This is a genomic window from Amycolatopsis sp. NBC_01286 (genome assembly GCF_035982555.1).
Taxonomy (GTDB): domain Bacteria; phylum Actinomycetota; class Actinomycetes; order Mycobacteriales; family Pseudonocardiaceae; genus Amycolatopsis.
Genome location: NZ_CP108428.1, coordinates 653,598 through 676,639 on the forward strand (window position 1 = coordinate 653,598; position 23,042 = coordinate 676,639).

Annotated in this window: 22 protein-coding genes and 2 pseudogenes; 10 read left to right on the top strand and 14 right to left on the bottom strand. The window is 70.8% G+C overall.

Features of this window, described 5'->3' with window-relative positions:
- Nucleotides 1–28: 28 nt before the first annotated feature.
- Nucleotides 29–769: an isocitrate lyase/PEP mutase family protein gene (locus OG570_RS03060; RefSeq protein ID WP_326955507.1), complete on the bottom strand. Its 741-nt coding sequence runs from the start codon at nucleotides 767–769 to the stop codon at nucleotides 29–31.
- Nucleotides 766–1,227, bottom strand: coding sequence for a carboxymuconolactone decarboxylase family protein (locus OG570_RS03065; RefSeq protein WP_326946791.1), 462 nt, complete (start codon nucleotides 1,225–1,227; stop codon nucleotides 766–768). Before OG570_RS03065 ends, OG570_RS03060 begins: the two co-directional genes overlap by 4 nt.
- A 45-nt stretch (nucleotides 1,228–1,272) precedes the next feature.
- Between OG570_RS03065 and pdxR the strand changes: the two are divergent.
- Nucleotides 1,273–2,642 (top strand): annotated as a pseudogene (gene pdxR / locus OG570_RS03070) (MocR-like pyridoxine biosynthesis transcription factor PdxR).
- 866 nt (nucleotides 2,643–3,508) lie between these two features.
- On the opposite strand, the gene OG570_RS03075 reads toward pdxR, so the two are convergent.
- Nucleotides 3,509–4,237 (bottom strand): peptidylprolyl isomerase, encoded by a 729-nt coding sequence (locus OG570_RS03075; protein ID WP_326955508.1) that lies wholly within the window; start codon nucleotides 4,235–4,237, stop codon nucleotides 3,509–3,511.
- A 196-nt stretch (nucleotides 4,238–4,433) separates the two neighbouring features.
- On the opposite strand from OG570_RS03075, the gene OG570_RS03080 reads away from it, so the two are divergent.
- Nucleotides 4,434–4,985 carry a DUF6939 family protein gene (locus OG570_RS03080; RefSeq protein ID WP_326955509.1) on the top strand — a complete coding sequence of 184 codons (552 nt, stop codon included), beginning with the start codon at nucleotides 4,434–4,436 and terminating at the stop codon, nucleotides 4,983–4,985.
- A gap of 56 nt (nucleotides 4,986–5,041) precedes the next feature.
- Here OG570_RS03080 and meaB read toward each other — a convergent pair whose 3' ends face one another.
- Nucleotides 5,042–6,007 (bottom strand): methylmalonyl Co-A mutase-associated GTPase MeaB, encoded by a 966-nt coding sequence (meaB, locus tag OG570_RS03085; protein WP_326946787.1) that lies wholly within the window; start codon nucleotides 6,005–6,007, stop codon nucleotides 5,042–5,044.
- A complete protein-coding gene (locus OG570_RS03090; protein WP_326955510.1) occupies nucleotides 6,008–7,195 on the bottom strand; it encodes an acetyl-CoA C-acetyltransferase in 1,188 nt (395 codons plus the stop codon).
- A gap of 137 nt (nucleotides 7,196–7,332) precedes the next feature.
- Here OG570_RS03090 and mce point away from each other — a divergent pair, with 137 nt between their 5' ends.
- Nucleotides 7,333–7,788, top strand: a complete 456-nt coding sequence (gene mce, locus OG570_RS03095; protein WP_326955511.1) for a methylmalonyl-CoA epimerase — start codon at nucleotides 7,333–7,335, stop codon at nucleotides 7,786–7,788.
- 434 nt (nucleotides 7,789–8,222) lie between these two features.
- On the opposite strand, the gene OG570_RS03100 is transcribed toward mce, so the two are convergent.
- Both OG570_RS03100 and OG570_RS03105 read right to left on the bottom strand, forming a co-directional pair.
- Complete coding sequence (locus OG570_RS03100; RefSeq protein ID WP_326955512.1) at nucleotides 8,223–8,840, bottom strand: TetR/AcrR family transcriptional regulator; 618 nt, start codon at nucleotides 8,838–8,840, stop codon at nucleotides 8,223–8,225.
- Between the two features lie 563 nt (nucleotides 8,841–9,403).
- Nucleotides 9,404–9,773 (bottom strand): annotated as a pseudogene (locus OG570_RS03105) (SPW repeat protein).
- Nucleotides 9,774–9,970: 197 nt separating this feature from the next.
- Here OG570_RS03105 and ccrA point away from each other — a divergent pair.
- The 4 genes from ccrA (at nucleotide 9,971) to OG570_RS03125 (ending at nucleotide 14,357) form a co-directional block, all read left to right on the top strand.
- Nucleotides 9,971–11,311 carry a crotonyl-CoA carboxylase/reductase gene (gene ccrA / locus OG570_RS03110; protein WP_326955514.1) on the top strand — a complete coding sequence of 447 codons (1,341 nt, stop codon included), beginning with the start codon at nucleotides 9,971–9,973 and terminating at the stop codon, nucleotides 11,309–11,311.
- A gap of 172 nt (nucleotides 11,312–11,483) precedes the next feature.
- The gene (locus tag OG570_RS03115; protein ID WP_442788308.1) at nucleotides 11,484–12,680 is read left to right on the top strand and encodes a chromosome segregation protein; all 1,197 of its coding nucleotides are present in this window, start codon (nucleotides 11,484–11,486) and stop codon (nucleotides 12,678–12,680) included.
- Between the two features lie 92 nt (nucleotides 12,681–12,772).
- Nucleotides 12,773–13,225, top strand: coding sequence for a universal stress protein (locus tag OG570_RS03120; protein ID WP_247061691.1), 453 nt, complete (start codon nucleotides 12,773–12,775; stop codon nucleotides 13,223–13,225).
- Nucleotide 13,226: 1 nt separating this feature from the next.
- Nucleotides 13,227–14,357 carry an adenylate/guanylate cyclase domain-containing protein gene (locus OG570_RS03125; RefSeq protein WP_326946781.1) on the top strand — a complete coding sequence of 377 codons (1,131 nt, stop codon included), beginning with the start codon at nucleotides 13,227–13,229 and terminating at the stop codon, nucleotides 14,355–14,357.
- 148 nt (nucleotides 14,358–14,505) lie between these two features.
- Here OG570_RS03125 and paaE read toward each other — a convergent pair whose 3' ends face one another.
- The 6 genes from paaE to paaZ all read right to left on the bottom strand — a co-directional run bounded on the left by paaE (nucleotide 14,506) and on the right by paaZ (nucleotide 20,210).
- Complete coding sequence (paaE, locus tag OG570_RS03130) at nucleotides 14,506–15,555, bottom strand: 1,2-phenylacetyl-CoA epoxidase subunit PaaE (RefSeq protein WP_326955516.1); 1,050 nt, start codon at nucleotides 15,553–15,555, stop codon at nucleotides 14,506–14,508.
- On the bottom strand, nucleotides 15,556–16,044 hold the full coding sequence (paaD, locus tag OG570_RS03135; protein WP_326955517.1) for a 1,2-phenylacetyl-CoA epoxidase subunit PaaD: 489 nt from the start codon (nucleotides 16,042–16,044) through the stop codon (nucleotides 15,556–15,558).
- Entirely contained in the window at nucleotides 16,038–16,895 is an 858-nt protein-coding gene (gene paaC, locus OG570_RS03140; protein ID WP_326955518.1) for a 1,2-phenylacetyl-CoA epoxidase subunit PaaC, read from the bottom strand. Before paaC ends, paaD begins: the two co-directional genes overlap by 7 nt.
- Nucleotides 16,892–17,158: a 1,2-phenylacetyl-CoA epoxidase subunit PaaB gene (gene paaB / locus OG570_RS03145; RefSeq protein ID WP_247064017.1), complete on the bottom strand. Its 267-nt coding sequence runs from the start codon at nucleotides 17,156–17,158 to the stop codon at nucleotides 16,892–16,894. Before paaB ends, paaC begins: the two co-directional genes overlap by 4 nt.
- An 86-nt stretch (nucleotides 17,159–17,244) precedes the next feature.
- The gene (gene paaA / locus OG570_RS03150; RefSeq protein ID WP_326955519.1) at nucleotides 17,245–18,183 is read right to left on the bottom strand and encodes a 1,2-phenylacetyl-CoA epoxidase subunit PaaA; all 939 of its coding nucleotides are present in this window, start codon (nucleotides 18,181–18,183) and stop codon (nucleotides 17,245–17,247) included.
- Complete coding sequence (gene paaZ, locus OG570_RS03155) at nucleotides 18,180–20,210, bottom strand: phenylacetic acid degradation bifunctional protein PaaZ (protein ID WP_326955520.1); 2,031 nt, start codon at nucleotides 20,208–20,210, stop codon at nucleotides 18,180–18,182. The genes paaA and paaZ overlap by 4 nt, the downstream gene beginning before the upstream one ends.
- A 190-nt stretch (nucleotides 20,211–20,400) precedes the next feature.
- On the opposite strand from paaZ, the gene paaI reads away from it, so the two are divergent.
- From paaI to OG570_RS03170, 3 genes are read left to right on the top strand one after another with little or no spacing between them, the layout of a single operon-like run.
- Nucleotides 20,401–20,796, top strand: a complete 396-nt coding sequence (paaI, locus tag OG570_RS03160; protein WP_326959847.1) for a hydroxyphenylacetyl-CoA thioesterase PaaI — start codon at nucleotides 20,401–20,403, stop codon at nucleotides 20,794–20,796.
- Nucleotides 20,793–22,070: a phenylacetate--CoA ligase PaaK gene (gene paaK, locus OG570_RS03165; RefSeq protein WP_326955521.1), complete on the top strand. Its 1,278-nt coding sequence runs from the start codon at nucleotides 20,793–20,795 to the stop codon at nucleotides 22,068–22,070. The genes paaI and paaK overlap by 4 nt, the downstream gene beginning before the upstream one ends.
- A complete protein-coding gene (locus tag OG570_RS03170) occupies nucleotides 22,067–22,657 on the top strand; it encodes a TetR/AcrR family transcriptional regulator (RefSeq protein WP_247061674.1) in 591 nt (196 codons plus the stop codon). The genes paaK and OG570_RS03170 overlap by 4 nt, the downstream gene beginning before the upstream one ends.
- A gap of 32 nt (nucleotides 22,658–22,689) precedes the next feature.
- On the opposite strand, the gene OG570_RS03175 is transcribed toward OG570_RS03170, so the two are convergent.
- Complete coding sequence (locus tag OG570_RS03175; protein ID WP_326946773.1) at nucleotides 22,690–23,022, bottom strand: hypothetical protein; 333 nt, start codon at nucleotides 23,020–23,022, stop codon at nucleotides 22,690–22,692.
- Nucleotides 23,023–23,042: the final 20 nt, after the last annotated feature.

The window sequence follows — 23,042 nt, forward strand, 5'->3', positions numbered from 1 at the left end:
CCTCGCGGCGGCCTTCGGCCATTCCCGGTCAGTACGGCAGGGTGCCCTTGGCGACCTCGGCCAGCGTGTCGGCCAGGAACTTCCGGGTGCGGCCCCACAGGCCGCCGCCCAGCGAGATCCGCGCCACGCCCAGCTCGGCCAGGCCGGCGATGCCCGGGCTGCCCGGCCACGCGGGCGCGTTGACCGCGCCGCCGACGCCTCGCACGAACTCCGCGAGCACGTCCGGCGTCTGCAGGTGGATGGGGTAGACGCAGTCGGCGCCGGCCGCGAAGTACGCCTTCGCCCGGGCGACGTTGCCGGCCAGCACGTCACGGGGGTCACTCGCGCCGCGGAAGGCGTCGACGCGGGCGTTGATCACCAGGGCGTCACCGGCCGCTTCGCGCAGCGCGGCGATCCGGTCGGCCTGCACGGCGACCGGCCGGACCTGCCCGGTGGCACTGTCGGTGTCCTCGAAGTTGAGGCCGACGGCGCCGATGTCCAGGAGCCGGCCGGCCAGTTCGGCGCCGGACAGGCCGTAGCCGGACTCGGCGTCCACCGTGACGGGCACGCCGACGGCCTTCACGATCCGCGCGGCAGCCGCGAACATCTCGTCGACCGGGGCCTGCTCCCCGTCCGGGAACCCGAGCGCGGCCGCGACGGCGACCGAACTGGTCGCGATCACGGGGAACCCCGCGGCCTCGACGGCCTTCGCGGTGTCGGCGTCCCACGCGTTCGGCAGGACGAGCGGCGTGCCCGGGACGTGCAGGGCCTTGAGGGCGGCGGCGCTCACGCGTCACGCTTCGGCAGCGGCGTGTGGCTGGTGACGGCCACCCGGTTCCAGCTGTTGATCGCGATGACCTGCCACGCGACGGCGCGGTACTGGTCCTCGGTGAACACCCGCACGGCCTCGTCGTAGACGTCGTCGGGGACGCTCTGGGTCGCGGCCAGCTTGGTCATCGCCTCGGTGAGGGCGAGGGCGGCCTGCTCCTGCTCGGTGAACAGGGTCGTCTCGCGCCAGCCGTCGAGCACGAACAGCCGCCGCGGCGACTCACCCGTCTCGAGCGCGTCGCGGCTGTGCATGTCGAGGCAGAACGCGCAGCCATTGAGCTGCGAGGCGCGCATCTTCACCAGATCCATCAGCTTCTGCTCGACCCCCGCGTCGGCGGCGGCCTTGTCCACCTCGGCCTGCACGTTCGCCAGTGCCTTGTAGATCCCGGGCGCGTGCCCGAGTCCGATTCGCTTCGTCATGGTTACACGCTAGCCCGAACTGGCCCACGAGTATGGTCCAGTCACATGGCAGATTCGTGGACCAGTTCCGGCCTGGACGTCCACCTCGACTGGCAGCCGGAAACCGGGCGCACCGGCCTGGCCACGGCGATCCGCGCAGCGATCCGCGAGGGCCGCTGGCAGCCAGGCGCAACTGTGCCGTCGACCCGGGCGCTGGCCCAGGACCTGGGCATCGCCCGCGGCACGGTCACCCGCGTCTACGCCGACCTCGCCGCCGAGGGCTACCTGCACACGGCCCAGGGCGCCCCGACCCGCGTCGCGACGGCGGGCGCGCTCCCCAGTCCGCGCCCCGGCCGGCACCCCGCGACCCGGCCCCACGCTGGGACCTGCGGCCGGGCCGCCCGGACCTGACGGCGTTCCCCCGCCAGGCCTGGATCACCGCGACCCGCCGCGCCCTGCTGCGCACCCCGGCGGCGGCGTTCGGCTACGAGTCGGAACTGGGCGCCCCGGAGCTGCGCGACACGCTCGCCGCGTACCTGGCCCGCAGCCGCGGAGTGGTCGCGGACCCGGCGCGGATCGTGGTGTGCCACGGCTATTCCCACGCGATCGCCGTCCTGGCCCGGGCCCTCGCGGATCTCGGCATCACCGAGATGGCGTTCGAAAACCCGTCCCTGCGCATGTACCGCGACATCGCGGCGGCGCAAGGCCAGCGAATCGTCGGCATCGACGTCGACGAACACGGCATCGACGTGTCCGCAGTGGACAGTCCCGCGGTGGTCGTCACGGCGGCACACCAGTACCCCACCGGCGTGACCTTGGCCCCCCACCGCCGCACCCAGCTGACCCGCTCGGGCGCCCTGATCCTGGAAGACGACTACGACGGCGAGTTCCGCTTCGACCACCAGCAGGTCGGCGCCCTGCAGGCCCTGGCACCGGAACGGGTCGTCTACGCAGGCACAGCAAGCAAAACCCTGGCCCCCGCACTCCGCCTGGCCTGGCTGGTACTACCACGTTCCCTGATAGAGCCAGTCCGCGCAGCCCTATCGGACAGCGGCTCCCGCCCGGCCATCCTGAACCAGCTGGCCCTGGCGGAGTTAATCGACTCGGGCGCCTACGACCAGCACATCCGCCGCAGCCGAGCGGAGTACCGAGCCCGCCGCACGCACCTCCTGGCGGCCCTACCGGACTCAGTACGCCCCCACGGCATAGCAGCGGGCCTCCACCTCCTGCTGATGCTCCCTTCCGACGGCCCCACAGAAACAGAAGCCATGGCGGCGTGCCGCCGCCGAGCAATCGGCATAGAGGGCCTGGGCACCTACTGGATGACCCCAAACCGCCCAGGGGGCCTGATAGTCGGCTACGCAGCACCCCCCAAACACGCCTTCAAAGGAGCAGTCCAGACGCTGACAGAGGCCCTATGGGAAATCAACACCTAACCCACCCACCAGCCACGCCCCCCGCGCCCCACCTCCCAGCCACGGACCAGCCCCTCCAGACACGCGAACCGACCCTCTGGGCACGCGACCCGACCCTCCAGGCACGCGAGCCGACTCCCCAAGCACGCGAGTCGACCCTCCAATCACGCGTGATGCCCGTTCAATCACACGAGATGCCTCGCTGATCACGCGAATCCCGCCGCCAATCACGCGAGTCCCGCCTCTGATCACACGAGTTCCGGCCCCAATCGCACGAGCCCCGGCCCAGCCATCCCCGGCTCCGGCCCGGCCACCCCGGTCCCGGCCTCAAAACACGAGTCCCGGCTGCAGCCACCCCCGACTCCGGCCCAGCCACCCCGGTCCCGGCCTCAGCAACACGAGTCCCGGCCCCAACCACGCCAGTCACGAGCCCAATCACACGAGTTCCGGGCCCAACCACGCCAACCCCACTCAGCCACCCGAGTTTCTGGCCCCCGCCAGCCGAAGCCCGACCCCAATCGCGCCGGTTGCGGACCCGACCACGCCAAACCGCCTCAGCCGCCCAAGTTTCTGGCCCCAACCACATGAATTCCGGCCCCACTCACACCGGCGCGGGCCCCGCCCACACTAGGTCCGCCTCAGCCTCGCGAGTTTCCGGCCTCAACCACGCGAATCCCGGCCCCAATCACGCCAGTGCGGGCCCGACCACGCCAGATCCGCCTAAGCCGCGCGAGTTCTGGCCCCAACTGCGCGAGTTCCGGCCTCAATCACGCGAGTTCCGGTTCCAACCACGCGGGTTACGGGCCCAATCACGCCAGTCCCACCCTCAACCAGGCAAGCCCGTAACGAGCCGCGGGCCACCCCGTCGAGGCAGCCCGCGGTACCCGTCAGAACCAGCAGTCGGGCCGCACGCGCAGCAGTTCTGTCTTCAGCACCGGCGTCCCGTCGACCGGCGCCGGGTCGTCCGCGGTCGGCTGAATACCGCCGGCGGCAACCTTGTCCAGCGTCCGCAGGCCCGCGGCACCGACCGTGCCGAACACCGTGTAGTCCGGCCGCAGCGCGGAATCGCCGTACACGACGAAGAACTGCGAGCCGTTCGTCGCCGGGCCCGCGTTGGCCATCGCCAGCAACCCCCGCGCGTAAACCCGGCGCGCACCGGTCGGGTCGGTCGGTGCCGGCGGCAGGTCCACCGGCAGCTCGTCCTTGTACTTGTAACCCGGCCCGCCCTCTCCGGTCGCGGTCGGGTCGCCGCACTGCAGGACCTTCAGCGTCGGGTACGACGTCAGCCGGTGGCACACCGTGCGGTCGTAGAACCGGTGCTGCGCCAGGTGCAGGAAGCTCTGCACCGTGCACGGCGCCTTCGCGCGGTCGAGCCGCAACGGGAGCGCACCTTGACTGGTCGGGACCGCGACGTCGACCTTGCCGCGGTCCGGGGTGTGCCGCGGGTCGGGCGGCAGCGGCACCGGCCGGGAAGCCGGCTCGTCCGGCGTCTCGGTGTACTGGCAGGGGCCGTGCGTGGTCTTCGGCGGTGGCGCGGTGTCGTCCGCGGCGGCGACGCCGCTCCCGGCCGCGAACAACGCGCCGACCGCCAGCGCGGTGACCAGTGCTTTCTTCATCCTGCACGCCCTCCCAGTGATCGCCCGGTTCCGGAGCGTCCCGCAGTCTAGGGCCCGGCACCGACAAGAAGAACCGGCAAAAGTCGCCCATGTCATCCACTCGGGTGAACCGCGGCGCCGGACCCCGGAAATTGTCGGACCCCCGGAGCACGATCTCGATCACGCGGCAAAGCGCCGCCCGGCGAAGGGGGAAGTCATGACGGTCCACGTGGTCAACCGGCGAAGAACCACCGTGGCGGCAAGCCATCCCGGCGCGCTGATCGCGGACGTGACGTCGCGCGGACCGGAGCCGTGGGTGCGGTTCAGCCCGTTCTACCCGCACGGCGGGATCCCGGTGCCGTACTCACCGGGCGTCGAGAGCGCGTCGGTCGAAGGGATCTGGCAGGCGCTGAAAGTCTTCCGCGGCACCGGAATCGACGTCGGGAAGCTGGGCGTGACATCAATGAAGGGTCTGAAGCGCACGGTCCGCAAACACGGCGAGGTGGTGGGTCACCGCACCGGCGTCGAAGGCTCGGAGCTGCTGGCGTACGAACAGGCTCGGAGGCGGATCTACCTGCCGTCCTACCGCTGGGTCCTGGAGAACAAGCTGGCCGACCTGGTCGGCGAACTCCGCGAAGCGAGCGCGGAGCGGGACATCGTGCTGCTGGACTACACGACGAACGGCGAGGTCGAGAACCTGTCAAAACCGTTGTCCCACGCGGCACTGCTGAGAACGCACCTGACCGGGGAGTGGCCGTGGGCGCTCTGATCCTCCGGCTCATCAACCGCGTCGTGCGCCGGTTCCGTCCGACCGCGGAACCCGCACTAGCTCCGCAGGTCCGCGATCAGCGCGTCCGCGGCGGCGAACGGGTCCAGCTCTCGGGCGACGACCCGTTCGGCCACGCCGGCCAGCCGGCCGCCACCACGCAGGTCGGTCAGCTCGGCCCGCAACCGCCGGAGCGCGATGGCCTCCACCTCGTCGCGGGCCCGCGCCACCCGGCGGCGGCCCAGCTCGTCGTGGGCGACCAGCCAGTCGTGGTGCTCGGCCAGCGCGCGGACGACGTCGTCGACGCCCTCGCCCTTGGCCGCCACCGTCCGGACGATCGGCTGGCGCCAGCTCGGCCCGCGGATCTCACGGCGCGCCAGCGAGATCATCTGCTTGAGGTCGTGCACCGTGGCTTCCGCGCCGTCGCGGTCGGCCTTGTTGACGACGAAGACGTCGGCGATCTCCAGCACCCCGGCCTTCGCGGCCTGGATCCCGTCGCCCATGCCCGGCGCGAGCAGCACCACGGTGGTGTCGGCCAGCTTCACGACGTCCACTTCGGACTGTCCGACCCCGACGGTCTCGATCAGCACCACGTCGAAACCGGCGGCGTCGAGCACGCGCACGGCCTGCGGGGTGGCCCACGAGAGCCCGCCGAGGTGCCCGCGGGTGGCCATCGAGCGGATGAACACGCCGGGATCGGTGGCGTGCTCGGTCATCCGGATCCGGTCGCCGAGCAGCGCCCCACCGGAAAACGGCGAAGACGGGTCGATCGCGAGCACGCCGACCCGCTTACCCTCCGCGCGCAGCGCGGTCAGCAAGGCCGACGTCGAAGTCGACTTGCCGACGCCGGGCGGGCCGGTGAGCCCGACGATCCGGGCCCGCCCGGTGTGCGGCGTCAGCGCTCGCGCGATCTCCGCGACACGCGGGTGAGCGTCCTCGACGAGCGAAAGCAGCCGCGCGACGGCACGGGGTTGCCCGTCCCGCGCGCGGCCGACCAGATCGTCGAGGTCGAGTGCGCCGGCCACTTACGCGGACGGCACCCGCAGCAGCAGGGCGTCGCCCTGGCCACCGCCACCGCACAGCGCGGCGGCACCGAGGCCGCCACCACGGCGGCGCAGCTCGTGGATCAGGTGCACGGCCAGCCGCGCCCCGGACGCCCCGATCGGGTGGCCGAGCGCGATGGCACCACCGTTGACGTTGACCTTCTCCGGGTCGATGCCGAGCTTGTCGGTCGACACCAGGCCGACGGCGGCGAACGCCTCGTTGATCTCGATCAGGTCGAGCGCGTCGGCGGTGAGCTTCTCCTTCGCCAGCGCGGCGAGGATGGCGTTCGACGGCTGCTCGTGCAGGCTCGCGTCCGGACCGGCGACGACCCCGTGCGCACCGATTTCGGCGATCGCCGTGAGGCCCAGCTCCTCGGCCTTGGCCTTGCTGGCCACGACCACCGCGGCGGCGCCGTCGGAGATCTGCGAGGCGGAGCCCGCGGTGATGGTGCCGTCGGCGGCGAAGGCGGGGCGCAGCTTCGCGAGACCTTCGGCGGTGGTGTCGGCGCGGACACCCTCGTCGGTGTCGAAGACGACCGGGTCACCCTTGCGCTGCGGGATGGAGACCGGCGCGATCTCGTCGGCGAAGTAGCCGTTCTTGATGGCTTCGGCGGCGCGCTGGTGGGAGCGCGCCGAGAACGCGTCCTGCTGCTCGCGGGTGACGCCGTAGCGGGAGTTGTACTTCTCCGTCGAGGCGCCCATGGCGACCTGGTCGAAGGCACAGAAGAGACCGTCGTAGGCCATGTGGTCGACGAGGGTGGTGTCGCCGTACTTGAAGCCGGAGCGGGACTTGGGCAGCAGGTGTGGCGCCTGGGTCATCGACTCCTGGCCACCGGCGACGACGATGTCGAACTCGCCGGCGCGGATCAGCTGGTCGGCGAGCGCGATGGCGTCGAGGCCGGAGAGGCAGACCTTGTTGATCGTCAGCGCGGGCACGCTCATAGGGATGCCCGCGGCGACCGCTGCCTGGCGGGCCGGGATCTGGCCGGCGCCGGCAGTCAGCACCTGGCCCATGATCGTGTACTGCACCGCGTCCGGGGCGACCCCGGCGCGTTCGAGGGCCGCTTTGATCGCGACCCCGCCCAGCTGCGCCCCCGTGAGGTCCTTGAGGGACCCCAGCAGGCGCCCGATCGGTGTACGGGCGGCACCCAGGATCACGGAACCGGACACGGCGTCCTCCAAGCTTCGGCGCATGGGCAGTTCGCTCGACCATACCCGGGGGGTGGGCTTCTTGATGGAGCCAGTGTGAGGCGGGGCACGCGACGATTCCGGCTCGACGCCGTGCCGCGGCCGCCTATCCTGCCTCCATGAATGACGCCCTGCGGCCGTTCGTGACGGCCATCGACCACGTCGGCATCGCGGTCCCGGACCTGGACGCGGCCATCGAGTTCCACCGCGCACACTTCGGTCTCGAAGTGGCACACGAGGAGGTGAACGAGGAGCAGGGAGTGCGCGAGGCGATGCTGCGCGCGCCCGGTACAACGGGCACGGAGACGCAGATCCAGCTGCTGGCCCCGCTGCGCGACGACTCGGCGATCGGCAAGTTCCTGACGAAGAGCGGGCCGGGGCTGCAGCAGCTGGCATACCGCGTGTCCGATGTGGACGCCGCGGCGGCGGCACTGCGCGATCAGGGCCTGCGCATGCTGTACCAGGAGGCAAAGCGCGGCACGTCCAACAGCCGGGTGAACTTCGTCCACCCGAAGGACGCGGGCGGCGTTCTCGTGGAGCTGGTGGAGCCGGCCAAGGACGGCTCCGCACACTAGCGCGGACGCGGAACCCCGCCCGGCACAACAGTCCGGCGCGAGATCGCACGCAAGACACAACGGGGGCGGGGCGGGGCGGGGCGGGGCGGGGCGGGGCGGGGCGGGGCGGGGCGGGGCGGGGCGGGGCGGGGAAGCCTGACTCACATCGCCGGCCGTGCGCCACCCGGCAGCCAGCCGGTGCAGCACGCGGAGCCTGCGGTTCGATCGGCGCCGCAAGGCGCCGGCCGGCCGGCGCCCACAGGGCCCACGCGCGCCAAGCCCGCTGATTCCGGCGGCCCACTCCGCCCCGGTTATGTCGTGCGCTCGGTCTCGCGCCGGACTTGGTGTGCCGAGCGGCCCACTCCGGGTGCCCTGCTTGTCCGAGCGGTACGCCTCGAGTGCGTTCCGGGGGCGGCTCATGTCGGGCGGTGCAGGTCGGGCCCGCCACGCTCCCGCTAGGCGGTCGTGGCCTCGGCGGGTGCAGCCTCGGCGGATATGGCGCCAGGCGATGCGGCCTTGGCTGCGAGCGACTCCGCGATGAAGGTGAGCTCGCCGTCGAACTCGGCGGGAAGGTCGTCGTCGGAGTGGCGGGCCGTCGCGTGCCGGTGGCTGACCGCGCGGGCGAGGAGGCCCGACGCGCGGTCGACGTCGGCGTTCGACAAGTGGCCGCCGGTGGCCGCCAGGATCACCCAACGGACCTGCCGTACCAGGACCTGGAAGCGCGCGTGGAGGGCGTCGCGGACGACGTGGTGGGTGTCGGCCTCGCGCCACAGCAGGTGCGAGAGCCCGAGTGATCGGCTGAAGCGATGGTCCAGCTCACGGACGAGCCGGCGCAGGCTGCCCGCGAGGTCGCCGGGGACGACGACCGCGGCCGGTTCGATGCGCTCGTCGGGCAGCCGCTCGACGAGCGCGGTGAGCAGGTCGGCCTTGTGCCGGAAGTAGTAGTGCACCAGGCCCTTCGGCACGCCGGCCCGCTCCGCGATGCGGGAGGTCGGGGTGGCGTCGAAGCCGGACTCGGCGAAGAGCGCCTCGGCGGCGCAGAGGATGCGCTCTTTCGCCGAATCCTCGGTCATTCCGGTGCCTCCTGGTCGTTCGGTGCCGGTCGTTCGAGGCCGACCTCGCAAGTTGAGCGGTCTGCGCCGGGCGCCCGGTGCGGGACGGCCGGCGCAGACCGCTCAGTGTCGACGACTTAGTGCGACCGCTCAACTGCCAGCCGGTCAGCGTCGGCCCCTCAGGCACCGGTCACTCACCTACCGGCCGCTGAGTGCCGACGGCTCAAGCGCCGGCTGCTCACCTGCCAGCCGCCGGTACTGGCCGATCAGTGCCTACCACTCACGTGTCAGCACCCAAGCGCTAGCCACTCACCTGCTGGGTACCGACCAGTCAAGCACCGGCCGCTCAGGCACCGGTTACTCACGTGTCGACCGCTGAGTGCCGACCAATCACCTGCCGACCGCCGGGTGCCAGCCGCTCAAGCGCCAGTCAGTCAAGCGCCCGCCGCCCAAGCACCGGCCACTCACCCGCCGGCCGCTGAGTACCGACGGCCACACGCCGACTGCTCACCTGTCGGCTGCCGGGTACCAGCCGCTCAAGTACTGGCCACGATCGCTGGGCGCCCCCCACCTATGCCAGCTGGTCAGTGTTGGCCCGCCGTGCGGTGCGCCGCCGTTGCGACCGGCATCGCCGCCGCGCCGGCGACGATCGTCAGCACTCCGGCGATCCAGGACGTCCAGGACGCGCCGTCCAACCCGGTGTAGCCCAGCACCCCACGGTGCGATGAAGAACAGCACGCCGAGGGCTATCTTGATGCCTTCGCCGTAGACCGCGCCCGGCACCGCCAGCGAGGCTAGGCCGTCCAGGGCGATCAGCGCTCCCAGGACGACCAGCGTCCACATCGCGGTCGTGTCCGTGCTCAGCCAAAGGGGTGAAAGAGCGGCTACGGCCCCGATGACGACCTCGGCCCAGTCGTGGGGGCGGGTCCATGCGCGCGTGGAGACTTCACTCATTCGTGCTCACCTCCGTCGGTGATCCTGCTGGTCGGGTGGGTGTTCCCTGCTTTGATCGTGCGCTTTGACTGGCCAGCCGGTCAAGACTGCTCCGTCACAGTTCGAGGTGAATTCGTGCTGCTCGTCTCGTACAGTTGTGGACGCGAGTTACCGGCGAGTAATTTCTGCCGCCAACGCCGTTGACCCCGGAGGAATCAATGACGCAGCTCGGCGAGATCCAGCAGGCCATCCTGAACGGCGAGTCGGCCGCGGTCGGCTCGTTGCCCGTGCCGGAGAGCTATCGAGGGGTGACCGTCCACGCGGACGAGGTCGACATGTTCGACGGCCTCGAGAGCCGGGACAAGGATCCGCGCAAGTCGCTGCACGTCGATGACGTGCCCGTCCCGGAGCTCGGCCCCGGTGAGGCGCTGGTCGCGGTGATGGCGAGCGCGATCAACTACAACACCGTGTGGACGTCGATCTTCGAGCCGATCCCGACGTTCAAGTTCCTGAAGAAGTACGGGAAGCTCTCGCCGCTGGCGAAGCGGCATGACCTGCCGTATCACGTGGTCGGGTCTGACCTGTCCGGTGTCGTGCTGCGCACCGGGGTCGGGGTGCACACCTGGAAGCCGGGCGACGAGGTGGTCGCGCACTGCCTGAACGTCGAGCTGGAGAGCCCGGACGGGCACAACGACACGATGCTCGACACCGAGCAGCGGATCTGGGGCTTCGAGACGAACTTCGGCGGCTTGGCCGAGGTCGCGTTGGTCAAGGCGAACCAGCTGATGCCGAAGCCGGATCACCTGACCTGGGAGGAGGCCGCCTCGCCCGGGCTGGTCAACTCGACGGCCTACCGGCAGCTGGTCTCGCGCAACGGCGCGGACATGAAGCAGGGTGACGTCGTCCTGATCTGGGGCGCCTCGGGTGGGCTCGGCTCCTACGCGACGCAGTACGCGCTGAACGGCGGCGCCATCCCGGTGTGCGTCGTGTCCAGTCCGGAGAAGGCGGCGATCTGCCGGAAGCTCGGCGCCGAGCTGATCATCGACCGCAGTGCCGAGGCCTACAAGTTCTGGAAGAGCGACACCGAGCAGGACCCGAAGGAGTGGCAGCGTTTCGGGGCGAAGATCCGGGAGCTGACCGGTGGCGAGGACCCGGACATCGTGTTCGAGCACCCGGGCCGGGAGACGTTCGGCGCGTCGGTCTACGCCGCGCGCAAGGGCGGGACGATCGTGACCTGCGCGTCGACCTCGGGATACATGCACCAGTACGACAACCGGTACCTGTGGATGAACTTGAAGCGGATCGTCGGCTCCCACTTCGCGAACTACCGCGAGTCGTGGGAGGCGAACCGGCTGATCGCGAAGGGTCTGATCCACCCGACGTTGTCGAAGACGTATGCGTTGGAGGAGACGGGGCAGGCCGCGCTGGACGTGCACCGCAACGCGCACCAGGGCAAGGTCGGCGTGCTCGCGCTGGCGCCACAGGAGGGCCTCGGCGTGCGCAACGAGGAGAAGCGCGCGAAGCACCTCGAAGGGATCAACGCGTTTCGCGGGGCCTGAGCGGGAAAGGGGCCGGATCGCGGCGTCGGGATCCGGCTGGATCCGGCCCGATCCGGCAAGATCCTTTCGCCGCATCGGGCGGTACTTTCGGCGCAGGCCCCGGGTGCTCACCCTTCCGTGACCCGGCTGCGACTACGGTAGGCGCATGAGCCTTGGCGATGAACGGGAGCTTGTGCCGCTGGGAGCCGGCTTCGACGTGGCGAAGCGCGGGTACAGCCGAGCACAGGTCGACGAGCACCTCGAACGGCTGGACGCCGACCTGAAGATGCTCACCGCGGATCGGGACGCCGCCATCGCGCAGGCCGGCGACCTGGCCCGGCAGCTGGAGATCGCGCGCGGCGAGATCGCGGACCTGCGCGGGCAGGTCGACCGGCTGGCCCAGCCGCCCACCAGCGTCGAAGGCCTCTCGGAGCGGCTGCAGCGGATGCTGCGCCTGGCCCAGGACGAGTCCGCGGACACGCGGGCCCGCGCCGAAGCGGAGGCCGGCCACATCCGGGCCAAGGCCGAGACGGACGCGAGCGCCATGCGCGCCCGCTACGAGCAGCTGCTCACCGAGCTCGACCTGCGCCGCAAGGAGATGGAGGCGGAGCACCGCAAGGTGCTCGAGGACGCCCGCGCGCAGGCCGCGGAGATCACCGGCAAGGCCGAGGCCGAGCGCACGAAGCTCGACACCGAGTCGTCGGACCGCCGCACGAAGGTCGAAGAGGACTTCGAGATCGCGATGGCCGCGCGCCGCAGCGAGGCGATGCGGGTGCTGGCCGAGCAGGAAGCGGCGAGCAAGGCCGAGGCCGCGCGCCGCGTCCACGAGGCCACGCAGGACGCCGCCGACATCCGCACGAAGATCCTCGACGAGGAGAAGTCCGCGAAGGCCGAGATCGACCGCCGTCAGCGGGAGTCGGTCGCGGACGCGAACAAGCGCCGTCAGGACTCGCTCAACGAGGCCAACGCCCGCCTCGCCGAAGCCGCGGACGAGGCCCGGCGCCGCGTCTCGACGGCGACCGACGAGTCGAACCGGCGGATCACCCAGGCGAATGAACGCGTCGACTCGCTGCGCAAGGTCCGCGGCGGGCTGGCCGAGCAGGTGCGCGCGGCGCGGGCGGTGCTCGCCGAGGCGCACACCGTCCTCGGCGACGACGTCAAGGTGCCCGCGGAGGTCACGGCCGATCTGAAGGCGGCGGACCTGAAACCGGACCAGCCGGCGGCGGAATCAGACACCGGGAAAACCAAGCCGGTGAACGACGTCGAGGAGACCATCCGGATCCGGGCCTCGGACGTTCCGAAGCCGAAGCCGGCGGCGAAGCCCACCCCCAAGCCCACGCCGAAGCCCAGTCCGCGGCCAAGCGGAGCGCAGAAAGCGACTGGCGAGTAACCTTCGACCCGACACGAGCTCGGACGAGCCCGCGCGGTCGACGCCGACCGTCATCGTCCCTGCTCACGCGGGATCACGTGGAGGTTTTGCGCATGGGTGCGGCATATCGGACCGTGGTGGTGGGCACGGACGGCTCGGAGTCTTCGTTCGCGGCGGTGGACCGCGCGGCGGCGGTGGCCGGCGACGCGGGGGCGACGCTCGTCATCACGTGCGCGTTCTACCCGGCCAGCAAGACCGACGTCGACAAGGCCCAGGACGTCCTGGGTGACGAGGCTTACCAGGTCGTCGGCTCGGCGCCGGCCGAGGACACCCTGCAGTCCGCGCGCGACCGGGCGGTCCGCGCCGGTGCGGAGAAGATCGACACGGTCGCGGTGAAGGGTGACCCGGTCGAGTCGCTGCGCAAGGTCGTCCACGAGCGCGAGGCGGACCTGCTGGTCGTCGGCAACCGCGGGCTGAACACGATCGCGGGCCGGATCCTGGGCTCGGTGCCGTCGGAGGTGGCGCGCAAGTCCGGTGTGGACGTGCTGATCGTCCACACGACCTGACGTGACCGATTCGGGCGAAGGGCTTCAGCAGCGGCTCGAGCGGATCCTGCTCGGCGGCCGGCGGAAGTACACCCGGCTCGAAGTGGCCGAGAAGGCCGGCGTGCCCGACGATCGGTCGCGCCGGCTTTGGCGTGCGCTGGGGTTCGCGACCGTCCCCGACGATGAGGTGGTCTTCACCGACGCCGACGTCGAGGCCATGCGGACGGCGGATCAGCTGGTGCGGTCGGGCCTGATCGACCCGAGCATCGAGGTGGCGGTGACGCGCGCGCTCGGCCAGCACCTGTCGCGGCTGGCCGAGTGGCAGGTCGACATGCTGTTCGAGCTGATCAAGGAGCAGCCGGAGCTGGGCCGCAGCGAGCGCCAGGTGGCCCGGCTCGTCGACCGGCTGCTGCCGGAGCTCGAGCAGGTGCAGAACTTCGTCTGGCGCCGGCACCTGGCGGCGTACGCCGGCCGGGCGTTCGCCGCGCCGGACGAGAACCTCGAGACGCGCACCCAGGTGGTCGGGTTCGTCGACATGGTCGGCTACACACGCCTGACGCGCCAGATCGACGAGGACGAGCTGAGCCGCGTGCTCGACGTGTTCGAGCTGCTGGCGACGGAGACGATCGCCGAGCACCACGGCCGCGTGGTGAAGATGATCGGCGACGAGGTCCTGTTCGTCGCCGACTCGGCGGTGGCCGCGGCGGAGATCGCGCTGGCGTTGTCCGAGCGCACCTCGGCGGACGAGAGCATCCCGGCGGTCCGCGCGGGCATGGCGTCCGGCCGCGTCTTGAACCGCTTCGGCGACGTCTACGGCTCGGTGGTCAACCTGGCGGCCCGCCTGACGTCGGTGGCCCGCCCGGGCACGATCCTGATCGACCGCGAGCTGGCGACCGAGCTGGCGGAGGAACCGGCGTACGAGCTGCGCCAGCGCCGCCCGGTGACGGTCCGCGGCTACAACCGCCTCCGCCCCTCGGCACTGCGGCGCGCGCCAAAGGTCCCGACGGGCGCCTTCGCAAGCTCACAACAGCTGGCGGCGGAGATGCTGGGCCTCACGGAGCCGAAGACCGCGGAAGACGAGACCGCGCTTGTCGGCGAGGACACCGCCGAGACGCCCCGCTCACGCCGCCGTCGCCGCCGTCGCATGCTCTGACACACCTCACCACCAGCCGAAACTCCCCCACCGCTCCCAGGGGGGCGTCCCCAGGTCCAGTCTAGTGGCGACCACCGTCCGGACCCGGGGAAACGGGTCTGAAGGGCCGAGTTGTCCACAAGTGAGCACCCCTGTGGACAACAAGGTCTCAGGCGTCGTAGTCCACTGTGACTGTCTCCGAGACCGGGTATGACTGGCACGTCAGGACGAAACCCGCCGCTACCTCGACTTCTTCCAAGGCGAAGTTGCGGCGCAGGTCCACCTTGCCCTCCGTGACTCGCGCCCGGCAGGTGCCGCACACGCCGCCCTTGCAGGCGAACGGCAAGTCCGGGCGGAACTTCTGCGCGCCGTCCAGGACCGAGGACGTCCTGGGCAGTGTCATCGTCGAAGCGCGGCTGTCCAGGACCACCCGGACTTCCGAGGATTCTCCGGCGACCTCGGGGTCCAGGTGCGCGACCGGCTCCGGCGGGGTGTCCACGTAGAACAGTTCCTGGTGGATTCGTGCGCGCGGCACGTCAAGCGACGTCAGCAGCTCCTGTGCGCCCGTCACCATCTCGAACGGGCCGCACAGCCACCAGTGGTCCACTTCGGACACCGGGACCAGCGAGGAGAACAGCTGCCGCAGCTTGGGGACGTCCAGGCGGCCGGTGAACAGCTCCGCCTCGCGGGGCTCGCGGGACAGGACGTGGATCAGCTCCAAACGGGACGGTGCGCGGTCCTTCAGGTCCGCCAGCTCGTCCGCGAACATCACCGTGTCCGTGCGGCGGTTGCCGTACAGCACCGTCACCGTCGCGTCCGGGGTGGCCAGCAGCGACGACACGATCGACAGCACCGGCGTGATGCCCGAGCCCGCCGCGATCAGGACGTGGTGGCCGCCCTGCGTCAGGTCCGGCGTGAACGAACCCGTGGGCGGGGCGACCTCGATCGTGTCGCCCGCGCGGACGTCGTTCAGCAGCCACGACGAGAACAAGCCGCCCGGGACCAAACGGACGCCCACTCGCGGCGCCGTGCCCGCCGCCGCGCAGATCGAGTACGAACGGCGCTCGTCGCGGCCGTCCACCGAACGGCGCAACGTCAGCGACTGGCCCGGTTTGAAGTCGAAGTCCGAGGCCAGCGAAGGGGGCACGTCGAACGTCACGGCGACGGCGTCGTCGCACAGGCGCGCGATGCCCGCGACCTTCAAGGGGTGAAACGCCACCTAGATCTCCTTGACGTGCTCGAAGGGCTCCTGGCACGACCGGCAGCGCCGCAGCGCCTTGCACGCCGTCGCGCCGAAGCGGGACTGCTCCTCCGTGTCCGTGGACCCGCACAACGGGCACGGCACCGACGACACCGGCGCCGACAGCGTCAGCGGGATCGGGCCCGACCGCCGCGGCGCCGCGCCCGGCGGGGCGATCCCCGCCTCGGCCAGCTTGCGACGGCCTTCCGACGTGATCCAGTCCGACGTCCACGACGGCGCCAGCTGCGTCCGGATCTCGACGTCCGCGTAGCCCGCGCCGAGCAGCGCGTGCTCCAGGTCGTCGCGCATGGTGTCCATCGCCGGGCAGCCGGTGTACGTCGGCGTGATCGCGACGACGACGCGACCGTCCACTTCGGACACCGAACGCAGCACGCCCAGGTCGGCCAGCGTCAGCATCGGCAGCTCGGGGTCGGTGACGGTCGCGGCGACCAGAGACGCGGTCACCATTTCGCGTCCGGCATCGCCCGGGCCACGCTCTGCAGCTCCGCCAGCAGGAGTCCCAGCTGCTCGGTGTGGACGCCGTCGCGGCCCGTCCGGCCCGAGACGCCGGCGATGTCGCCGGACGACGGCCGACTCAGGGTCGACGCCAAAAGCACCTGGTCCAGCACCACATCGAACTCCGGGCGCAGCGAAGCCGCGTCCACCAGTTCCAGCGGGTGCGTCCGGAACAGCTCGCCGATGTACGGCCACACCGCGTCGAGCCCCTCCTGCATCCGCTCGTGCGACAGCGGTGTGCCGTCGCCGAGCCGGACCAGCCACTGCGCCGCGTAGTCGCGGTGGTAGGCGACTTCTTTGACGCCCTTGTCCGCGATCGCCGCGAGCACGGGGTCCACCGACGACACCAGGCGCTGCAGCAAGGCCAGCCGCCACGTCGAGAACACGAACAGCCGCGCGATCAGGTGCCCGAAGTGCCCGCCGCCCAGCTCCGCGAGCCGGACGTTGCGGAACTCGCGCTCGACGCGGTCGAACGCGAACGAGTCTTCCGAGCGCGACGAGCCGTCGGCTTTGCCGGCGCGCGCCAGCAGCAGCCGCGCCTGGCCGAGCAGGTCGAGGCCGATGTTCGCGATCGCGACCTCGTCCTCCAGCTCGGGTGCGTTCGTGCACCACTCCTGCAGCCGGTGGGAGAAGATCAGCGCGTCGTCACCCAGCATCAGGCAGTACGCGGACAGCTGGGCACCGTCCACACCGGACGGCACGGAAGTGTCCACACCGGACAGCGGGTCCTCGAAGCCGGTACCGAACGCCCAGCGGGCGTCGTTCTCCTCGGTCAGCGACTCGTAGACGTTGTCGAAGCTCATATGTGCGGCACCTCCTCGGGGATGTCGTAGAACGTCGGGTGCCGGTAGACCTTGTCGCCGCTCGGCGCGAAGAACGGGTCCTTCTCGTCCGGCGAGGACGCCGTGATGTCGGAGGCGCGCACGACCCAGATCGACACGCCTTCGTTGCGCCGCGTGTACAGGTCACGCGCGTGGTGCAGCGCCATCTCGTCGTCGGCCGCGTGCAGCGAGCCGACGTGCACGTGGTTCAGCCCGCGCTTGCCCCGGACGAACACCTCGTACAACGGCCAGTCGTGCTTGACCGGGCCGGGCGCGGCGGGAACGCCCTCGAGCGGGACGGCCCCGTGGCCGCCTTCGGCAGTCAGGTCGCTCACTTGCGCTCCTCTTTCTTCGCCGCGTGCGCCACCGCGGCCTCGCGAACCCACGCGCCGTCGTCGTGGGCGCGACGCCGGTGGGCGACGCGCGACGCGTTGCACGGGCCGTTGCCCTTCAGCACGTTCTTGAACTCGTCCCAGTCCACGGCGCCGAAGTCGTAGTGCTCGCGTTCCGAATTCCACTTCAACGCAGGGTCCGGGAACGTCACGCCGAGCGCGGAAGCCTGCGGCACCGACATGTCGACGAAGCGCTGCCGCAGCTCGTCGTTGGTGTGGCGCTTGACCTTCCACGCCATCGACTGCGCGGTGTTCGGCGAGTCGGCGTCCGGCGGCCCGAACATCATCAGCGACGGCCACCACCAGCGGTTCACGGCCTCCTGGACCATGTCCCGCTGCTGCTGGGTGCCCTTCATCATCGTCATCAGCAGCTCGTACCCCTGCCGCTGGTGGAAGGACTCCTCCTTGCAGATGCGGATCATCGCCCGCGCGTACGGCCCGTACGAGCTGCGGCACAGCGGCACCTGGTTGCAGATCGCCGCGCCGTCCACCAGCCAGCCGATCACGCCGACGTCGGCGAAGGTCAGCGTCGGGTAGTTGAAGATCGACGAGTACTTCTGCTTGCCGGTGATCAGCTTGTCGGTCAGGTCCGCGCGGTCGGCGCCGAGCGTCGCCGCGGCCGAGTACAGGTAGAGCCCGTGGCCGGCCTCGTCCTGCACCTTGGCGAGCAGGATCGCCTTGCGCCGCAACGACGGCGCGCGCGTGATCCAGTTGCCTTCGGGCTGCATGCCGATGATCTCGGAGTGCGCGTGCTGCGCGATCTGCCGGATCATCGTCTTGCGGTAGCCCTCGGGCACCCAGTCGCGCGGCTCGATGCGCTGGTCGCGCTCGATGGTGTGCTCGAAAAGCTCTTCCAGGTTTTCGGCTACAGCGGTCACGGCTGCTCCTTCGACACGAGGGTCAGGACGTCGTACTTCGCGACCGAATCGCCGTCCTGGTTGGTCACGTCGGCGTCCCAGCGGACCTCGCCGTACTCCTGGTCGATGCGCGGCGTGATCTGCTTGGCGGTGAGCGTCACGGTCAGCGCGTCGTCCACCTTCACCGGCGTCAGGAACCGCAGGTTCTCCAGGCCGTAGTTGGCCAGGACCGGGCCCGGCTCGGGCGAGACGAACAACCCCGCCGCGAACGAGACGACCAGGTAGCCGTGCGCGACGATCCCGCCGAACAGCGGGTTCGCGGCCGCGGCCGCGGGATCGGTGTGTGCGTAGAACGTGTCGCCGGTGAACTCGGCGAAGTGGTCGACGTCGGACTGCAGGACCGTGCGTGGCCCGGCGACGACGGAGTCGCCGATGCGCAGCTCGGCCAGGGACTTGCGGAACGGGTGGACGTCGCTCTCGGTGCGCGGCGCGCCGGCGACCCAGCGGCCGGTCACCGCGGTGAGCACCGCCGGCGAACCCTGCACGGCCGTGCGCTGCATGTGGTGCAGCACGCCGCGGATGCCGCCCATCTCCTCGCCGCCGCCCGCGCGGCCGGGGCCGCCGTGCACCAGCTGCGGCATCGGCGAACCGTGGCCGGTCGACTCCTTGGCGTCGTCGGCGTCCAGGACCAGCAGGCGGCCGTGGTAGGCCGCCGCGCCGAGGACGACGTCGCGGACGAACTCCTTGTCGGCGCTGACGATCGAGCCGGCCAGGCTGCCGCCGCCGCGCGCCGCGAGCTCGATGACCTGCTCGGTGGAGGTGTAGGGCAGCAGCGTCGAGACCGGGCCGAACGCCTCGACCTCGTGCGGCTCGGAGCGCTCCGGGTCGGCCTTGAGCAGCACCGGCGAGAGGAACGCGCCACGCTCGGCGTCGGCGTCGACGACGTCGACCTTCTCCGGGTCGCCGAACACGATGCTGCCCGCGTCGAGCAGGGCCTTGAGCGAGCGCCGGACCTCTTCGCGCTGCTCCAGGCTGGCCAGCGCGCCCATCCGGACGCCCTCGGCGGTCGGGTTGCCGACCGTCACCTTCGCGAGCCGAGCGGACGCCGCCGCGGCGACGTCGTCGAGCAGCTCGGCCGGGACGAACGCGCGGCGGATGGCCGTGCACTTCTGGCCCGCCTTGACCGTCATCTCCGAGGTCAGCTGCTTGACGTAGAGGTCGAACTCCGTGGTCCCGGGGCGTGCGTCCGGGCCGAGGATCGAGCAGTTCAGCGAGTCGGCCTCGGCGTTGAAGCGGACGGCGTTGCGGATGATCGCCGGGTGCGCGCGCAGCTTCTGCGCGGTGGACGCCGAGCCGGTGAACGACACCAGGTCCTGCGCGGTCACGTGGTCGAGCAGGTCGCCGACGCTGCCGGCGACGAACTGCAGCGAGCCCTCCGGCAGGATGCCCGACTCGACGATCAGCTCGACCAGCCGGGCCGTGAGGTAGGCCGTCTGGCTCGCGGGCTTGACCAGGCTCGGGACGCCGGCGAGAAACGCCGGGGCGAACTTCTCCAGCGGACCCCAGACCGGGAAGTTGAACGCGTTGATCTGGACGGCGACGCCACGCAGCGGGGTGGCGATGTGCTGGGCGACGAAGGTGCCGCCCTTACTGAGCGGCTCGACGGCGCCCTCGACGTAGACGGTGGCGTTCGGCAGCTCACGCTTGCCCTTGGAGGCGTAGCTGAACAGGACGCCGATGCCGCCGTCGATGTCGAACTTGGAGTCACCCAGCGTGGAACCGGTCTTCGCGGAGAGTGCGTACAGCTCCTCGCGGTGCTCGCGCAGGTGCGACGCCAGCGCCTTGAGCAGCGCCGACCGCTGGTGGAACGTCAGCTCGCGCAGCGCCGGGCCGCCGACCCGCCGGCCGTACTCGAGCGCGCCCGCGAAGTCGACGCCCGCCGAGGAGACCCGGGCGACCTCCTCGCCGGTCGTGGCGTCGTGCAGCGGAACACCGTCTTCCGCCGCCGTGTGCCACTCGCCCGAGACGTAGCTGCGCAGCAAACCCATCGAGTCCGACCTCTCCACCGAATTACCTACCGGACGTTCAGTAATTCCATCGTAGCCGCTGGCCGCCGAGATCGGAAGGCCCCGGCGCTTGACACCGGCCCGGACCTCTGCCTTTACTGAGGCGCACCACCGGATGACCGTCCATTCGGTCAGTCAACGGAGGGGTGCATTGACCAACGCCGCGCACACCATGTTCGCCGCCGACGAGGCGTCCCGCGCGCTGGGCATCGACCTCGTCGAAGCGGGTGACGGGCGCGCGGTCGCGACCATGACGATCACCGCGTCGATGGTCAACGGGCACGACATCGCGCACGGCGGGTACGTCTTCCTGCTCGCCGACACCGCCTTCGCCTGCGCCTGCAACACCCACGGCCCGGTCACCGTCGCCGCGGGCGCGGAGATCTCCTTCGTCGCCGCCGGCCGGCTCGGCGACCACCTCGTCGCGACGGCCACCGAGCGCACCCGCTACGGCCGCAACGGCATCTACGACGTCACCGTGCACCGGGAGACCCCCGCGGGACCGGAAACCGTCGCCGAATTCCGCGGCCGCAGCCGCGTCATCTCCGGGAAACGGGAAGAAGCATGATCGAGGCGAACATCTCCGCCGACGAGCTGGCCGCGCTGCAGCTCGAGCGTCTGCAGTGGACACTCCGGCACGCCTACGCGAACGTGCCCGCGTACACGAAGAAGTTCGACGACGCGGGTGTGCACCCGGACGACTGCAAGGAACTGGCCGACCTGGCGAAGTTCCCGTTCACCACCAAGCAGGACCTGCGCGAGAACTACCCGTTCGGGATGTTCGCCGTGCCGCAGGACCAGGTGCGCCGCATCCACGCCTCCAGCGGCACGACCGGCAAGGCGACCGTCGTCGGCTACACCGAGCAGGACATCGACACCTGGGCCACGGTGATGGCCCGGTCGATCCACGCGGCGGGCGGGCGGCCGGGCCACAAGCTGCACAACGCGTACGGCTACGGCCTGTTCACCGGCGGTCTCGGCGCGCACTACGGCGCGGAAAAGCTGGGCTGCACGGTGATCCCGGCGTCCGGCGGCATGACAGCGCGGCAGGTGCAGCTGATCACCGACTTCCGGCCCGAGATCATCATGGTGACGCCGTCGTACATGCTGACGCTGCTCGACGAGTTCGAGCGCCAGGGCGTCGACCCGCGGGAAAGTTCCCTGCAGGTCGGGATCTTCGGCGCCGAGCCGTGGACCGAGCAGATGCGCGCGGAGATCGAAGAGCGGTTCGCGATCGACGCCGTCGACATCTACGGGCTGTCCGAGGTGATGGGCCCCGGCGTCGCGCAGGAGTGCGTCGAGACGAAGGACGGCCTGCACATCTGGGAGGACCACTTCTTCCCCGAGGTGATCGACCCGTTCGACGAGCACGTGCTGGGCGGCGGCGAGACCGGCGAGCTGGTGTTCACGTCGCTGACCAAGCAGGCGCTGCCGATCATCCGCTACCGCACGCGCGACCTGACGGCGCTGAACCCGGGCACCGCGCGCCCGGCGTTCCGGCGGATGGACAAGGTCACCGGCCGCACCGACGACCTGATCATCCTGCGCGGCGTCAACGTCTTCCCGACGCAGATCGAGGAGATCGTGCTGCGGACGGCTTCCCTCAGCCCGCACTTCCAGCTCGTCCGGTCGACGCGCGGGCGGCTCGACCACCTGACCGTGCTGGTCGAGGCGCGCCACGACGCCGTCGCCGAGGACCGGGTGCGTGCCGCCGCCGAGCTGGTGACCGGCGTGAAGGACGGCGTCGGCGTGACGGTGTCGGTGGACGTCGTCGACCCGGACACCCTGGAGCGCTCGATGGGCAAGATGCGGCGCATCGTGGACCAGCGGGAGAAGCCGTGACGGCGCCCCGGCGCGGACGTCCCGGCTACGACCTCGAATCGCTGCTGCAGGTGGCGGTGAAGCTGTTCAACGAGCGCGGTTACGACGGCACGAGCATGGAGGACCTCTCCCGCAAGCTCGGCATCACGAAGTCGGCCATTTACCACCACGTGCCCAGCAAGGAAGAGCTGCTGCGGCTGTCGGTCGACCGGGCCCTGGACGGGTTGTTCGCCGTCGCCGAGGAGACGGCCCGGCTCGACGGGCGGGCGGTCGACCGGCTGGAGCACCTGGTGCGCGGCAGTGTGCTGGTGCTGGCCGACCGGCTGCCGTTCGTCACGCTGCTGCTGCGTGTCCGCGGCAACACGAAGGTGGAACGCGCCGCATTGGCTCGCCGGCGCGAATTCGACCTCCTGGTGACGGACCTGGTGAAGCAGGCCGAAGCCGAGGGCGACATCCGCCCCGACGTCGACCCGGCGGTGATCGCGCGGCTCATCTTCGGCATGGTCAACTCGCTGATCGAGTGGTACCGGCCCCGGCGCGGCTCGGCGGCGGAAGTGGCCGACGCGGTGTGCAAGGTGGCGTTCGAAGGCCTGCGCACGCCCTCGTGAGTGGTAATGCGGGTTAGAACCCGCATTACCACTCACGAGGGCCGCGGCAGGTCATCGCCGGAAGCTTCCTGGGGCGGTCGCCCCGCTTGCCAGAGAAGGGCATCGCGCAGCTGCTCGATGAGTTCTTCGTCGTCCGATTCGGAAGGGTCGACGCCGAGCGGGATCCAGCGCTCGGCCACTTTCGACCCCTGGTCGAAACTGGTGATCACGATTCCGGAGTACGACAAGGACTCTTCGTCGGCGCAATCGCCGTCCGGGAGCGGTTCGTCCGGTTCGAAGGCGTCGTCGAAGCTGACGTGACGATGCTGCAGGCGGACGCTCACCCAGCGTCCCGCCGGCCGGATCGGCGCGTCGTCTTCGATCATCTGCTCCTCCCCCGGCACAC